Raw genomic sequence first — 14,818 nt, 5'->3', positions numbered from 1 at the left:
TTTTCGACGCTCAGGCATTGGCGCCCTGCGGACCAGGCAGGGCGTTTTTCTTTGTCCGGCGCCATCTACGTGGCTTTTTTTACTTCATAACGATTATTTTTTTGCCTTCTATTTTGAATTTGACTTTACCTGTAAGTTCAAGTGCTTTCAATACGTCGGAGAGTTTCTTGCTGCGGGGGACGTCGAGGTAGAAGCGGTCGTCGACGGGGTTGGCGCCATCCGTTTCCATGTCGTACCAGCGGGAAAGCTGGTGCATAACCTGGGTGATGGACGCTCCTTCGAATACGAACCGGCCGTTTTTCCAGCCGGTTACTTCATCCAGGTTCACGTTGCGGCGTACCTCCAGCTTTCCGGCGCCGGCCTGCACCTGTTCGCCGGGCGCTATGGTGCGGGCGCCCGCGGCCGAGGAGACTTTCACCTTTCCTTCGATGAGCGTGGTGCGCACGGCGCCTTCTTCCGGATAAGCATTAACGTTGAAATGCGTGCCAAGTACGGCTATTTCGACGCCGTTGGCTTTCACGGTGAAGGGTTTCTTCTCATCCCTGGCAACTTCCAGGAATACTTCGCCCGTAATGTTGATGCTGCGGGTATTTTCCACGAATGCGGTGGGGAAAGTGACGGAGGAGGCGGAATTGAGCCAGGCTTTGGTACCGTCGGGCAAGGTGAGGCGGTATTGGCCGCCGCGCGGGGTCGTCATGGTATTGTACATCACTTCTCCCGCTCCGGGCGCTTCGCCGTCGTCGTACACCAGCTGCCCGTTCGATAATTTATTGATCGTAGCGCCGCCTTGTTGCGCCAGGAGGCCATCGGCCGCGCTGTCGAGCACGATCTGCCGGCCATTGGAAAGGGTAAGCACTGCTTTTTCACCGCCAGGCATGGCATCGTCCGTATGGTCTTGTTGCGCCTGGGCGATGGGCAGCGGCGGGGATTTCGTTCCCTGCCAGATGCCCAGCCCCGCCAGCAATAAAACGGCAGCGGCGGCGGCCGGCTTCCACCAGGCGATGTGGTGGCGGGATCGGTCCGTTTCTTTCGATAGTCTTGCATATACGCGGTCCATGGCGGCGGCGCCAGCCTGGCGGTCGGCATCCGCGGGCTCGTAATTACGCCAGGCTTCTTCCAATACGGCCTGAACGGCGGTATCGGATCCGGATTGGTTCACCCATTCCGCCAGCTCCCGGCGCTCATCGCCGGAACAGGCCCCTTCCATAAAGCGGTTGACGAGATAGTGGATCCTTGCGTTAGACATATGGTTGAATATTTAAATAACGTGAGCCCGCCATAGCGTTGCTACAGATAAAGACACCTGGTAAAAGGGATAGGCATAGTCGCCCCGAAAAAAAATTTAACAAAAAGGAAACACGAGGCAGGGAAGGAGGATAATTTCCAGGGAATGGGGGTGCTGGCTGAGTTGTTCGCGCAGGGTGCGCAGTGCCTGGATCATGTGGTTTTTCACGGTGCCGGTGGTGATGCGGAGGCGCCTGGCGATTTCTTCATGCTTGACGCCCTCCTCCCGGCTGAGGAGGTAGATGGCCTTCTGCCGGGGCGGGAGCTGCTGAATGGCTTTATGAAGGATTTCCCGGGTTTCTTTGAGGGCTATTTCGGATTGCGGGGTGCTGTAGGCGGGGAGGTCTCCGGCGGAAATTTCCCTGCGCATCACTTCTTCCCGGGCCATTTTCCGGAAGCCGTTGATGGCGTGGTTCTGGGCCATGCGGAACAAATAGCTGCCGAAGGCATCCACTTCGCGGAGGGACTTCCGCTCTTTCCAGAGTTTAAGGAATACGTCTTGCACCACGTCTTCCGCCGTGTCCGGAGAACCGGTCAGCCTGGCGATAAAACCGTAGAGCTTGAACTTATAGGCGTGAAAAAGATGGGTAAAAGCCAGTTCATCCCCATCTGCAGCCATGTGCAGCCATTCTTTCTCGTATTGAATAGACGTAGACAACGTGTGTGATCCCCTTAAAAATTGAGCAAGACAAATTTATCGACATTTCAATAATTGCCGCAGAACTTTTTTCCGGGTGAATTGCATAAATAGGCGACTGATTATCAACCCCATTCCCATCATCCATCCCGCAAAATGACAATTTTCGGTTTATCATGACAATTAAAACAGACCGCTTTTGCCCAATTATATCATCACAAAAATTATTGGGCAAAAAAAACCGATTCAGTTAAAAAGTAAATTGATTCTTGATAATGAGAATCAAAAGAGATTATGAAACAGAAAAACAAATAACCATTTAACTTCCCTCGACGAATTTGTTGATAAAGAATATGGTAAACGAGGAAGCCAAAAACGCGAGGCGTTTGAAGAAGGCTATGAAAATTTTAAACTTGGCTCTTTACTGCAGGAGGCAAGATTATCAAGGGGATTGACGCAGGAAGAGTTGGCTTCCAGGGTGGGGAAAAAACAAATCTTACATATCCAAAATTGAAAATGATGTGAAAGTAGTACGGCTTTCTACATTATGCGAAATCGTTGAAGCAGGCCTGGGCGGCAAAGTCAACGTTTCCATATATTTTAGCTGAAAGCTACAAAAAAAGCGCCCCCATGCGGAGGCGCCTACTTGCTCATTACGGGTTTAAAAAAAGCTATTTCTCCGCCTCGAACCGGTATTTCCCTGGTCCTACCAGGAAACGGACATAACCGTCCTCCGTACCGAACGCCTTCACGCCGGATTTGGCGTAAGCGCCGTTGGCCCAGGCGATTTTGTTATTCATCTTGATCTTCTTCACTCCCGCCGCCGGGATCGCGATCACTGTGGCAGAGGCCGCCGGTGTTTCCGCATCCAGCAGGAACCGCCCATTACGGTTCGTGAATGCAGAACGGATCATCCCCTTCACTGAAGGCACCACCGCAGAAGCCTGTTCCATCTTGCCGGGGCGGGGCATGATCCGGATAGTATCGTAACCAGGGCTTAAGGGCTCAATGCCGCAGAGGTATTGGCTCAACACCGTTAACCCGCCGCCGCTCCAGGCGTGGTTCACCGTTCCGCCGCCAAATCCCTTCTCCCCGATCCCCCATCCTTCAAACAGCGTCGTAAAGCGATCGTCGCCCACCATGTCTGAAAAACGCGCCTTGTGGCGGGCCAGCGCCTCGTCCGGGTAGCCCATCCTGAACATGGCTTCGAACACATATTTCTCCATGTAGGGGCTCGCATGTTGTTCTTCCGCGAAAATCTTCATGATAGCGGTATATTTTTCCCGTCCGGCAATCCCCGACACTACCGCCAGTGCCTGCGTGCGGTCGTCGGTTTTGCCTTTGTACGCAGGATCGCGGTAGGCGGCGCCGTTCCAGAATCGGGCGTTGAAGGCAGTATGGAATCTCGCCCGGTCGGCTCCGAACCGCGCCGCGTCGGCCGGCTTGTTCAGCTCGCGGGCCATCCGCTCCATGCCGTCGAGCGCGATATAGTACCAGAGATTGTACATGGGCAGCAGGTCGCGGTTATCGCCCCAGTCGCCCCAGGTCCAGTCGCCGCCGCGGAACTTCATCAGCCCGGTGCCATCGGGCTCCCAGAGCATGAGGTATTTTTTCGCGCCGTCGTAGAGATCGGCGATGGTGGCTTTGTCGCCGGTATTGAGGTAGTACGTCCAGATGCCATAATAACCGAGGGTGGAAAGCACCTGGCAGGGAAGTTCGTCGAACCAGTTGCCGGCCGGAACGGGCGCGTAGATTTTCCCGTCGGGTTGCTGCCAGCTCACGACTTCATGCAGCCATTTGCGGATCAGCTGGTGCGCGGAAGGCGACATGGCATAGAACACTTCCCCTGCTTCATTTACGGCATCGCCGGTCCATTGCGCCCTTTCCCGCTCCGGACAATCCATAAAATTATCGCGCATCGTCACGTAGAGGGTGCGCAGCGCTTTTTCGCGGAGACGGTTGAAGAAAGGGTCCGAACATTCGAATGCACCTGAGAACGCTGTATTGTAGCCGGTTTCGCGGTACCGGAGGGATTTGATCTTCACACCCTTGGGAAACACATAAAATACTTTATGCCCGTTCATCCATAGCAGGTGTTCGTAGGCTTGTACGCCGGCGCGGGTGATGTACTCGCCTCGGATATTGGATTCGGCGCCATTGAAGGGGTAGTAGTTATCCGTAAAGATCTGCACATGCCCGCCTGCTTCGGCTTCGATTTCGAAATAAGGCGTCACTTGTGCATTGTAAGGCAGTTCGCAAACGATGGTATCGCCGGAGGAAACGGCAGGGATGGCCGCGGCGTTGCGGTACGCCTTCATTCCGTAATCTTTCCATTGCGGGATGGGCCGCGTAATGAGGCGGTTCCAGGGATAGACGCCTGCGAGCCCCAGTTCCTTGGCGCCTTCCATCCATCTCACGTCTGCACCGGGTTGCTCCCAGCCTTTCCGCTCGCTGCGGGCGTCAAACAACAAGTTCGGCTCCGACAGGCGCCAGTTGGGATAAGGCGCACCTGCGGCCTGGTAAGCATTCATGAGCGCTGTTTTCCAGTCGCGGTTGCTGCGGATGGGCGTGTTGCCAGCCATACAGTCGAAATACAGCGCGGCACGGCCGCTGCTTTTATGCGAGAAGCCGTCTTTCCCGAAATAGCACAACAGAATAGCGATGGTGTTTTCGCCTTGCCGGAGATATGGCGCGAGGTCCACTTCATCTACATAAGTGTCCTGCGGATTGGGGCCGCGTTTGAGCGCGCCTTCGAACACAACGAGCTTGCCATTGATCCAGAGCCAGTATTTGCTGTCGGCCGCGATGGAAGCGAGGGCTTTGGCGGGCGCGGCGCTGAGTTGAACGGTTTTGCGATAGGCGATCCAGGTGTTGGTGGCGCTCTGGCTGCGGGTGGTGGTGATCCACTGCGCGGGCGGAAGCTCCTGTGCGCGGAGGGCCGTAACAGTCAGCAGCAGCGCAAATATCATGACGATAGTTTTCATAACGCGGAATTCAGGGTTCCAAGATGGTAAAAGAAATTGAAGGAACCGTCCTGAACTGTCCGGTATGGTGCGGGCATCGCCATAGCGGCGGCTTCCGGGAAATTGCGTACCTTTCCGGGAACCTGACGACACCGGTACATGCAAGCCTTCTCCCATATCCGGGACCTGTACAAGCCCATCCAGCCCGCCGTTCCCGCCACTGGCGAAGCGGTTTCCTATGTGGAGCTGCTCCCCTGCCCCGCGTTGCAACCTTATATTTATTGTTACTGGCAGTTGAAAACGAACGCACCCGCCACGGAACCCTTTCCGTATCGCGTGGTGGCCGACGGATGCATGGATATTTTCTTCGAACCCGGCAACCCCGCCGAAACCTGGGTAATGGGCATCGCCGATGCGTATACGGAGTTTCCGCTGACGGGTGACTTCCAATATGCGGGCATCCGGTTCCTGCCGGGCATCTTCCCGCAGCTGTATCATCTTTCCGCCGAAACTTTAACCGGCCGCACGGAAAACCTCCGGCACATCGATCCGCAATTAGCCGATACCCTGGTCCACCGCTGCGCCGGCATTCAACATCCGGAAGCGATGTGCCTGTTGCTGGATGAGATTTTCCTGTCGCTCATCGCCGCGAAAACGATTAGTCCCGACGGGCGGTTTTACGACGCCCTCGACCTCATCCTTCGCCACAGCGGCACCATCCAGGTAGAAAAGGAAGTGCAAACGGGGATCAGCCCGCGCCAGCTCCGGCGGTTGTTCGGGCAATACATCGGCGACACGCCCAAAGCCTTCAGCAGTATCGTCCGCTTCCAGCGGATATTACAGGCAAAACCCTCCTCCCGCAGCCTGCGGGAAAGCAAATTATTCTTCGACGCCGGTTATTACGACCAGTCGCATTTCATCCGCGAATTCAGGCGGTTCTATGGCCAAACGCCCGGCCAGGCCTGGGGCAGGTAGCATTATGTCCGTTTTGTACTATGTTCCGGGAGCCCGGCTGCCGACCTTTGTATTGTCATCATAAACGGACATACATCATGAAAAAACATATCGCCCTCGCGGCTTTCCTGCTCTTCTCCTTTCCGTTATTCGCTCAACAAACCGCAAAACCTTCGACCATGAAAATGAATGCCGGCATCATCACCGCCAAACTCGCCGAAACAAAAAAATTCTACACCGAAACCCTGGGCTTCGGCGTAACGTTCGAGAATGAATTCTACCTGCTGATGCACACGCCCGGGGAGGCTTCGGAGATCAGCTTCCTGCTGCCGAAACACCCTTCGCAGCAGCCGCTGTTCCAACAACCGTTCGGAGGACAGGGCATGTACCTGACCATCGAAGTGGAAGACGTCGATAAAGTGTACAAAGCGATACAGGCGAAGGGTGTTCCCATCAAAATCGAATTACGCGACGAGCCCTGGGGTGATCGCCACTTCGCCATCCAGGACCCCAACGGCATCGGGATCGATATCGTGACATACGCGCCGCCAGCGCAGTAAGTAAAGAGCAGCCGGTTCCCCTGGGACCGGCTGCTCTTTTACTACCCCTATTTATCGGTACCACCCGGTCGTTATGGGCGGATTGATGGCAAAGCTGTATTTTTAACACATGCATCCCGGTTATCCCTCCAACGAACAATTCGCCGAAAACGGTTTTGCCGTTGTTCCGCAAGTATTTTCTGACGGTCAGATACAAGCTATCACCAAAGCCATTGCCTCGGCCGACACATCTTCTTCCACCTTCCGGAAATCCGCGGACCTTTTTGCCGTCAGGCGCTTCCTGCACGAAATCCCCTGCATTCAGCCGCTTGTACTCACAAAGGAACTAATGCAGATAGTGGAAACCTTTGCCGGGAAGGATTACGTTCCTGTCAAATCCATCTATTTCGACAAACCACCGGAATCCAATTGGTTCGTGTCCTATCACCAGGATCTCACCATTTCGGTTAACCGTAAAACAGCAGCGGAAGGCTTCGGTCCCTGGACTACCAAACCAGGTCAATTCGCCGTACAACCTCCGCTATCCATTTTAGAAAAAAATATCACTTTACGCATTCATCTTGATGACACAAATGGCGAGAATGGCGCCCTGAGGGTAGTTCCAGGATCTCACCAAAGAGGTATTTACCGATCAGAAACGATCGATTGGCAACACGAAACAGAAACGGCCTGCCTGGTACCTAAAGGCGGCGTCATGCTCATGCGGCCGTTGCTCCTTCACGCATCCGGACGAACCACCAACGGTCGCCGCAGGCGCGTCATTCATATCGAGTTCAGCAACCAGGCACTGCCCGAAGGGATGCTTTGGTCGGAGTTGCTGACATGATTCCCACCTAAAACGAAAGCCCCGCAAACGCGGGGCCTGATGCTTCGTCCATGTGTTTGTCTCGGCGTTATCTCACTTTTTCAGTATCGGTGAGGAACACGCGGGTGCTTACCGTGTAAGGCTGCCCGTTTTCCTGGCTGTATTTCAAATCCACATAAAAAGCGGAATACCCGGCCGACGGCAACGGTTGCGAAACCGATACATTCGATTTGCCGGAAATACCCAGGCTGCGCGACGACCACTTATCGTTCCGGAAATCCAGATCCGGCGAATCCGCCGACCAGATCACCACATCTTCCAGCTTATCTGACGTCGCTTTGATGTCAACATTTACGTTTTTCCCTTTCTTTTTAATGGTATAGCTGCATTCGGGATAATGCTGCCCGTTGAAAGTGATGCCGAAGAAAGCGCTCAGCCCGTTCATCACCTGTTTGCCGTCGCCCATATTGTGGCCGGCGTTGGGAACGTAATTGAGCAGGTATTTTCCGGGAATGTCGTTGATATAATTTTTGACGTTATCCACTACCCAGTATTCGTCGTTGGTGCCCATAAAAAGCATTTTCGGCATATCGAGCGATTTGCGATAGCTGTAGGGATCCACCATAGTGGTGATGGCTTTGCCTTCCGGGGTGCCTGTTTGCTGCGGGATGCCCAGCTTTACATAATCTTCGATCTGGATGCTGTATTCTTTCCAGGTTTCGATCTGGTAATCGAGGCTTTTGGGCATATTGAGGATGTCAATTACCATGGGTGCGATGGCTTTCACGCGGGGATCGTTGGCGCCGGTGAGCCAGGTGGTCCAGCCGCGTTTGGAAGCCCCAGCCACCACGAACTGACTAACCGGTTTGGCGGCTTTTTGTTGCGAAAGTTCCTGTACGGCGTCCATCGCGCGGACGGCGCTTTTCACCATCGGGAAGAGCAGCGGCCAGGAATAATCTTTCGATTGTTTGAAGTTGTGGAGGGTGAAGGAAATCAGCGCGTCTTCGGTAAGATCGTTGTACAGCGGCTGGTTCGGCGTCTGGCGGAGAACGGCCGTGATGGCTTGCCGGTCGTGGGCGATGGTGCCAATGGCGCGATATAATCCATCGTTGGCGCCCGTCCAGCGGGGCTCTCCATCTTTCAGCGAGCCGCCGGTGATGAACAGCAATGCGCCGTTGTGCTTAATGTTTTTCGGCACAAATACCATGAGCTGGTGTTTCCAGGTGTGCTCGCGCCATTGCTGGGAAACGAGGGCAAGGGAATACGCAGTGATATCGCCTACTACAAAGGAATCTTTCACACTCCATTGATAGGATTTATCGCCGTTGCCGAGATAGGCGCGGAGTGCCGTTTCAGGCGTTACCTGCGCGCGGGAGGCGGCTGCGGAAAGCAGGATCGCCACAAAAAGGATGAAAGGTTTCAACATGCTGTATCTCATAATGCTTCATTTTTTTCGGTTCGTTTACCATGGTTTGCCCGTTCCGCTGATCACCCAGGGCTTCGACCAGGGGCTGTTCTGCGGGCCGTTGGCGCCGAATGCGGAATACGTCGTTACTTCCAGTTTGGCGGCGGCGGCCATGATATTGGTATTGTTCAGGTTTCTTTCGTCGAGCATATAATAGAAGCGTACAGGCACTACGGGCCCTTTCGCATTCGGCCCGGCACTCAGCACCGGGAAGCCTGTTCTTTTGTAATCGGCCCAGGCCTCTGTGGCATTCGTCCACGCCGCGATCCATTTCTGTTCTACAATCTGCCGCTGCGTGCCCTGGAAGGTTCCGGCAGGGCCGGCCATATACGCACCCAATTGCGCGCCAATGCCCCAGGCTACGAAGGAGGACTCAATCCCTTTACGGTAGTGCGTTTCCGCATCACCGGCCGCCCAGCCTTTCAGCGCGGCTTCGGACAGAATGAAATGAACTTCAGCCGCGGAAATAAAGCGGGCCTTCAACAGCGGGCCTTTCGCTTCCTTATAAATATCATTCAACCACGACACATGCGCGTTCGTGGAAGCCTGCGCCGCGTCGTTGCTCATGTTGTACACGGCAGGCCCTGCGAGCGCGGGCGGCAGGCCCACATAGTCCTGGTCCTGGTTGATGTCTGCCACCGTGAGGCCCCGGGAGGACAGCACATCGGGCGAGAGGTAACGCACTTTCCGGGGCTCGCCGTTTACGATGGTATCGCGGGGCTGGTAGACGTTGCCTGTGCCTGAGGGTTTGGTATCATCAACCAGCAGGAAGCACTCCACTTTCCGGGCCCATACGCCGAGCCGGGGATCACCAAGCGATTGCAGTTTATTTACGAATGTACTGCACATTTTAATGCGACGGTAGCGGCTGCCCGCTTCGCGGTCGTAAGTGGCGTTGGAAGGCCAGGAGTCCGCGTCGCTGGTGCCCACGAAAGCCATGGTGGCATCGTCGGCGGCGCTGAGGATGAGGGGATACTGCGCCGGGTCGGCCACGATCTTTTCGATGCCGGGGCGGGCCACGGCGGGCAGCTTCTCGGCAAGGCGCATGTAGTAGCGGAGCGCCAGGGAGTTGGCCATTTTACGCCATTTGGCGGGGTCGCCCTGGTAATAGACGTCCACGGCGTCGATGGGGGCCGTGTATTGATTTTTCGGTTTGGAAAGAAGCTGGTTCGCACGTTCGAGGTCCGCCAGGATGCCGGTATACACCGCTTGTTGCGGATCGCAGGCGGGAGCCGCGTTGCCGGCGCCTTCCTGGTCGCCACGGAGCGCCTGGCTGTAAGGTACGTCTCCGTACAAATCCGTCAACAGGCCGAACAGCATGGCTTTCATTACGAGGGAAACGCCTTCATGCAGTTCAAACCCCGCGGCTTTGGCCTTGTCGTGCACCAGCTGGTTGTTACGGAGGATATCGTAATAGGGCGTCCAGCTGTTGCTGCCGCCCCAGTCGTATTCGTTATGCGTGCCCACCCAGCCGTCTTTCTGCGTATGCTGCATCACGCCCGCGAGATCCTGGAACCCGAGGTTGACGTAGTTTTTGCCGGTTTCCGTCAGCACGGTAGATAACACGAAGCCGGGATTGGTATCGTCAGGGTTGGCGCCGTTAGGGTTCTCGTTGAGCGACATGAGGTGCTTCTTGCACGAGGGCCCCATCAACAGCAAAAGACAACATATGGAGAGAATCAGTCTGCTTTTCATGTCGGATGATTTAGAATGTCAGGTTAAGTTTGAAACCCAGCGGAATAGACCAGGGCGTCACGTTATACCGTTCAATGCCCTGTTTGAACTGTATGCCCGAGCCTTGAACGCCCGCCGCGGGCTGGTATGCCTGCTCGGGATCCACCCCGATTTTGGCGGCGGTCCATAAAATAATGTTGCGGCTGTAAATGGAAAAGCCCGCGCTCCTCGCCCCGATGCGCTTCACAATGTTCGAAGGGATGTCGTAAGAGAGCGCCACTTCCCGCAGTTTAAGGTAAGATGCCGGAAACAGGAACGCACGGGTGAACGACCAGGTGGTACTGCCCGCATACGGTAGCGTGAGTGTCCCGGGTCCGCCCAGGTTCTCCGCATATCCCGTGGGATTGCCCTGCGGATCGAATCCTGTAGGCCGCACACCGGGAATGAACACACCGCCGTAGGGCAGCGTGTAAGGACCGTAGGTAAAGGGATAACCGTTGTATTCCGGCGTTGGCCCGCCCACCAGCGGGAAATAATTCCCGTTGACGCGTATCAGCTGGTCCTGGTTCGCTTTCAGGTAATTGGCCAGGTCCTCCCCTTTCATATTGCCGGGATTGATCAGCTTGTCGAGGAAACGCTGTGAATTGCCATGTTCTTCACCATAACGGTAAGTCTGCGAAACGAAGTCACCGCCATTCCGCCAGTCGAAGGTCATCGCCAGGCTAAATCGTTTGTAGCTGATCGTGGTTTGACCGCCAAGAATGAAATCCGGGTTGAAGTTGCCGATCTTGTTCCGGGAATTTTGCGCATCGATCGCCTGCCATTTGCCGACGGCGTCGAGGATAGGATATCCGTAATACGGAGATTTCTCGTCCTTCACCGTTACCAGTTCCGCATCATAAATATCCCCGATATCCTCTCCCACATACGTCCATGCCCCGCCACGCCCTTCTTCCCAGAGCACGTAATAAGGCATGTCTTCCGTGAGGCTCACGATGCGGGTCCTGTTGCGCGTAAGGTTGACATTCACATCCCACCGGAAATCCTTTTTCAGCACCGGCGTGCCGCCCAGGGTGATTTCCACGCCGCGGCTGCGGAGGAGTCCGGCGTTGATGTTCTTGCTGGAGAAACCGGAGGACGGGGGAATCTTGGTGGAGAAGATCTGGTTTTTATTTTCAACGACGTAGTAAGTAAAATTGAAGCGCAACCTGTCTTTAAAAAGCACCACGTCCGCACCGCCTTCATATGAAGTTGCGATTTCCGGTTTGAGGAAAGGGTTAAGGAGCGTGCCGGAAGTCGTGAGCCTCGGGATGTTGCCCCACGCGCCCGCATTGGCGAGCACCGCCTGCAGCTGGTAGGGCGATGCGTCGTTGCCCACTTTGGCAATACCGCCCCGCAGCTTGATCATATTGATGTTCGGGTGGTTGATACCTGCCACTTTATCGGCCAGCACACTCAGCGAGGTACTGGGATAGAAGTACGGCTCCGCATTGGGCAGCGTACTCGACCAGTCGGTGCGGCCGGTAATATCGAGATAAACCATATCGCGGAAGCCGATGTTGGCGGTTCCGTACACACTGTGTACGCCTTTCTCATAACGAGACGTCCAGGCGTCGAGATTTTCGGGGAGTATGTTCTGTAAAGTGAAAACACCGGGAACGATGAGACCCGTACCGGCTTTATTGGTATTGCTGACGGTTTTGCCTGTTTGGTAGCGCAGGTTGCCGCCGGCGGATACGGAGAAATCGAATTTACCGGCGCGTTGTTTATAGGTTAGCAACGCATCCGCATTGCGTTCCATATGGCTGATACCGATGATCCCGTATGCGCCGTTCCGGGAATCGAGGTAGCTGTTGGCGATTTTGGTTTCGCGTTCCTCCTTGTAGTTGTCCAGCGCATAGCGGACCATCAGGCTGAGGCGCGGCGTGATCTGCCAGTCAGCATGCACATTCCCGAAAACACGATCGCGTACGAAGCCGTTATTCACTTCATACGCCAGGAACCAGGGATTATTGAAGACGCCATTGGCCTGCGTTCGCTGTTGGATGCCTTCCTGCCCCGGCATCCAGTAGTCGCGCAGGTCGTTGATATTGATATGTGGGCTCAGGCTGTACAGCCATTGCAGCGGGTTGGTGCCGCGGTCGCCGGCGGGGCGGTTATTGGAATGACTGCGGCTGTAATCCACGTTGGCGCTTACCGTGAATTTGGAGTGGAGGCGCATCGTGGCGTTAAGGTTGAGGGAATTGCGGAAGAGATCCGTATTCGGGATGATGCCTTTGTTGGTCATGTTCGCGTACGACATGCGGTAGGCGATCAGGTCGTTGTTATTGGCGATGGAAATATTGGAAGCGGAAGTGATGCCGGTATTCACGAAATCCTTCGCGTTGTTTTTGTGGGAAACCAGCGGCATGGGGATCTTCTTGCCATCGGCCCCCGTTGGGCTGTTCCATTGCACTTCTTCATATCCCATATCCAGTTGGGCGCCGTAGGTGGCGTCGAGGTTTTCGACCACCAGGGAGCCGAAGGGATTGGTGAGCATGTTGCCGCTGCGCGAAACGGGAATGGCGGAAAACTGGCCCGACCCGAATTTCGTTTGCCACTGGAGGTATTTATATGGGATGTCGAACACTACGTTTTGCGTGGCGTTGACGGTCAGCCGGTCGACCCTGCGGCCGGTTTTGGTGGTGATGAGCACCACGCCGTTGCCCGCCCGGGAACCGTAAAGGGCCGCGGCGCTGGGGCCTTTGAGGACGGTCACGCTTTCGATGTTATCCATATTGATATCGGAGATCGCGTTGCCGTAGTCCACTTTATTGTTACTGCCGATTTCGCTGATATTGTTGAGCGTATTGGCAAGGGGTACGCCGTCGATGACGAATAGCGGCTGATTGTCGCTGCTGAGGGAGGTGGCGCCGCGGATGACCATATTCACGGAGGAGCCGGTCCCCCCGGTGCTGCTGATGTTGACGCCGGCCATTTTGCCGGACATGGCGTTGAGGAAGTTTTCCTGTGTTACGCGGTTGAATTCCCGGCCGTTAAGTTCTTCGACGGAATACCCCAGCGACCGGGTGGCCCTTCGGATGCCGAGGGCGGTAACGGTTACGGCGCCCAGTTCGCGGCTTTTTTCCCGGAGTGTAAAGGAAAGCGTGGCCCTGGCGCCTTCCTGCACGTTGTAATTCCGGAGGGTATCGCGGATGTAGGCGACGTGGGAGAAGACGAAGAAGTACGGTCCTCCGGCGGGGACTTTCGTCATCACGAACACGCCTTTTTCATTGGAGACGGCTTGTGTGACAGCGCGGGAGGATTCACTGAACAGTTCTACGGCAACGCCTTCTACAGGTTGCATGGCCTCGTTCCGGACGATGCCTGTCACGGAGGGGGAGGTGTTGTTTTGTGCGGATGCGTGGCCATACCCGCACAGGAGGAGTAATAGGCAGGCCTTTCCCGAAACAACGCGCATTCGTAATCTCATATCGGTGATGTTTTAAAGTATAGGTAGCACCCATGCGTGGTGTATCGCAAAAGGGGGCGGGAACCGGTAAAATCAGGGGGAGACGAGCAAGCTGTCGCCCGATAGGCGTATCTGCAGGTTATTCAGCACGGCGATCGTCTGCAGGAAATTGTCCAGGGATTCTTTGCCGCTGTTGTATGATCCGGTGAAGTAACGGTCGCGTAGGGTTGCGGGGTCGCAGATGACCTGCAGATTTTCGCGGGCTTCGATTTGCCGGAAGAGTGTTGTCAGCGGGGTGTTATCGAAATGTATTATAGCGGATGTAGGAATAGTTTCTTTGGGTGGCGGGATTTGTGCGACGGCGGGGGTTTTACGGGCGGGAGTCTCCGGGCGGGTGACTTCCACGGTGTGCAGGGAAGCGTCGTAGCGGAGTTGTTCGCCGGGGCGGAGGATGACGTCTTTGCTGTTGCCGGTCTGGACTTTCACTTTCCCGCTGATGAGGAGTACGGTGGTGGGGGTGCCGGGGAGGGACGTGATTTCGAAGACGGTCCCGAGGGCGGTGGTGTTTGTTTTTCCGGCGGAGACGGTGAATGGCGCGGGATTTTTGGCGACATCGAAGCGGGCTTTACCGGAGAGGGTGATATTTCTGGTGTTGGTGTTGAAGGGAATCGGGTATTGGAGGGAGGCGCCTGGTTGGAGGAGTACGTCTGACCCGTCGGGGAGGCGGTGTTCGAGGGGTTTGCCGGTAGTGTTATGGAGGACTTCCAGGGGCATTTCCCGTGGCGCCTGCGCCACGGGGGCGAGGGTGTTGCCGGGCGCGTCATGAACCAAATGGCCGCAGCAACCGCCAGCATGGCTGCTACCGCGGGGATGCGCCAACCGGTGCGTTTCGGCCGGTCGAGAATATGTGCTTCGATTTGCCCGTACATCGATGCGGAAATGGATTCCGGCAGATCGTTTTCCTGTTGGAATTGGTCCCAATGCGCTTCGGTCAGGTAGTGGTCCAGCGCTTCGGGATGTTGCGC

10 protein-coding genes are annotated in these 14,818 nt (G+C 55.6%); 3 read left to right on the top strand and 7 right to left on the bottom strand.

The window, feature by feature from the left end:
- Positions 1-79: 79 nt before the first annotated feature.
- From WJU16_RS16575 to WJU16_RS16565, 3 genes are all read right to left on the bottom strand, one after another.
- Positions 80-1,246, bottom strand: coding sequence for a FecR domain-containing protein (locus WJU16_RS16575; RefSeq protein WP_341834595.1), 1,167 nt, complete (start codon positions 1,244-1,246; stop codon positions 80-82).
- Positions 1,247-1,342: 96 nt separating this feature from the next.
- Positions 1,343-1,942 (bottom strand): RNA polymerase sigma-70 factor, encoded by a 600-nt coding sequence (locus WJU16_RS16570; RefSeq protein WP_341834594.1) that lies wholly within the window; start codon positions 1,940-1,942, stop codon positions 1,343-1,345.
- 650 nt (positions 1,943-2,592) lie between these two features.
- A complete protein-coding gene (locus WJU16_RS16565) occupies positions 2,593-4,905 on the bottom strand; it encodes an alpha-L-rhamnosidase C-terminal domain-containing protein (RefSeq protein WP_341834593.1) in 2,313 nt (770 codons plus the stop codon).
- A gap of 138 nt (positions 4,906-5,043) precedes the next feature.
- Here WJU16_RS16565 and WJU16_RS16560 point away from each other — a divergent pair, with 138 nt between their 5' ends.
- The 3 genes from WJU16_RS16560 (at position 5,044) to WJU16_RS16550 (ending at position 7,224) form a co-directional block, all read left to right on the top strand.
- Positions 5,044-5,859, top strand: a complete 816-nt coding sequence (locus WJU16_RS16560) for a helix-turn-helix domain-containing protein (protein ID WP_341834592.1) — start codon at positions 5,044-5,046, stop codon at positions 5,857-5,859.
- Between the two features lie 77 nt (positions 5,860-5,936).
- Positions 5,937-6,398 (top strand): VOC family protein, encoded by a 462-nt coding sequence (locus tag WJU16_RS16555; RefSeq protein WP_341834591.1) that lies wholly within the window; start codon positions 5,937-5,939, stop codon positions 6,396-6,398.
- Positions 6,399-6,507: 109 nt separating this feature from the next.
- Positions 6,508-7,224 carry a phytanoyl-CoA dioxygenase family protein gene (locus WJU16_RS16550; RefSeq protein ID WP_341834590.1) on the top strand — a complete coding sequence of 239 codons (717 nt, stop codon included), beginning with the start codon at positions 6,508-6,510 and terminating at the stop codon, positions 7,222-7,224.
- Between the two features lie 67 nt (positions 7,225-7,291).
- Here the strand turns inward: WJU16_RS16550 and WJU16_RS16545 are convergent, their stop codons facing one another.
- The 4 genes from WJU16_RS16545 to WJU16_RS16530 form a co-directional block, all read right to left on the bottom strand.
- The gene (locus WJU16_RS16545) at positions 7,292-8,641 is read right to left on the bottom strand and encodes a PhoPQ-activated protein PqaA family protein (RefSeq protein WP_341834589.1); all 1,350 of its coding nucleotides are present in this window, start codon (positions 8,639-8,641) and stop codon (positions 7,292-7,294) included.
- A gap of 24 nt (positions 8,642-8,665) precedes the next feature.
- Positions 8,666-10,363 (bottom strand): SusD/RagB family nutrient-binding outer membrane lipoprotein, encoded by a 1,698-nt coding sequence (locus WJU16_RS16540; protein WP_341834588.1) that lies wholly within the window; start codon positions 10,361-10,363, stop codon positions 8,666-8,668.
- A 10-nt stretch (positions 10,364-10,373) separates the two neighbouring features.
- Positions 10,374-13,814, bottom strand: coding sequence for a SusC/RagA family TonB-linked outer membrane protein (locus WJU16_RS16535; RefSeq protein WP_341834587.1), 3,441 nt, complete (start codon positions 13,812-13,814; stop codon positions 10,374-10,376).
- Positions 13,815-13,886: 72 nt separating this feature from the next.
- Positions 13,887-14,672, bottom strand: a complete 786-nt coding sequence (locus tag WJU16_RS16530) for a FecR domain-containing protein (protein ID WP_341834586.1) — start codon at positions 14,670-14,672, stop codon at positions 13,887-13,889.
- Positions 14,673-14,818 lie beyond the last annotated feature (146 nt).

The organism is Chitinophaga pollutisoli (genome assembly GCF_038396755.1).
In the GTDB taxonomy this organism is placed as follows: Bacteria; Bacteroidota; Bacteroidia; order Chitinophagales; family Chitinophagaceae; genus Chitinophaga; species Chitinophaga pollutisoli.
The sequence above is the reverse complement of the archived record's forward strand: the minus strand, read 5'-3'. Positions and strand labels throughout refer to the sequence as shown.

Bases quoted from the DNA above. Each gene is read 5' to 3' on its own strand.
- WJU16_RS16575 (WP_341834595.1), bottom strand. From the start codon at position 1,246: ATGTCTAACGCAAGGATCCACTATCTCGTCAACCGCTTTATGGAAGGG.
- WJU16_RS16565 (WP_341834593.1), bottom strand. From the start codon at position 4,905: ATGAAAACTATCGTCATGATATTTGCGCTGCTGCTGACTGTTACGGCC.
- WJU16_RS16560 (WP_341834592.1), top strand. From the start codon at position 5,044: ATGCAAGCCTTCTCCCATATCCGGGACCTGTACAAGCCCATCCAGCCC.
- WJU16_RS16555 (WP_341834591.1), top strand. From the start codon at position 5,937: ATGAAAAAACATATCGCCCTCGCGGCTTTCCTGCTCTTCTCCTTTCCG.
- WJU16_RS16550 (WP_341834590.1), top strand. From the start codon at position 6,508: ATGCATCCCGGTTATCCCTCCAACGAACAATTCGCCGAAAACGGTTTT.
- WJU16_RS16545 (WP_341834589.1), bottom strand. From the start codon at position 8,641: ATGAGATACAGCATGTTGAAACCTTTCATCCTTTTTGTGGCGATCCTG.
- WJU16_RS16540 (WP_341834588.1), bottom strand. From the start codon at position 10,363: ATGAAAAGCAGACTGATTCTCTCCATATGTTGTCTTTTGCTGTTGATG.
- WJU16_RS16535 (WP_341834587.1), bottom strand. From the start codon at position 13,814: ATGAGATTACGAATGCGCGTTGTTTCGGGAAAGGCCTGCCTATTACTC.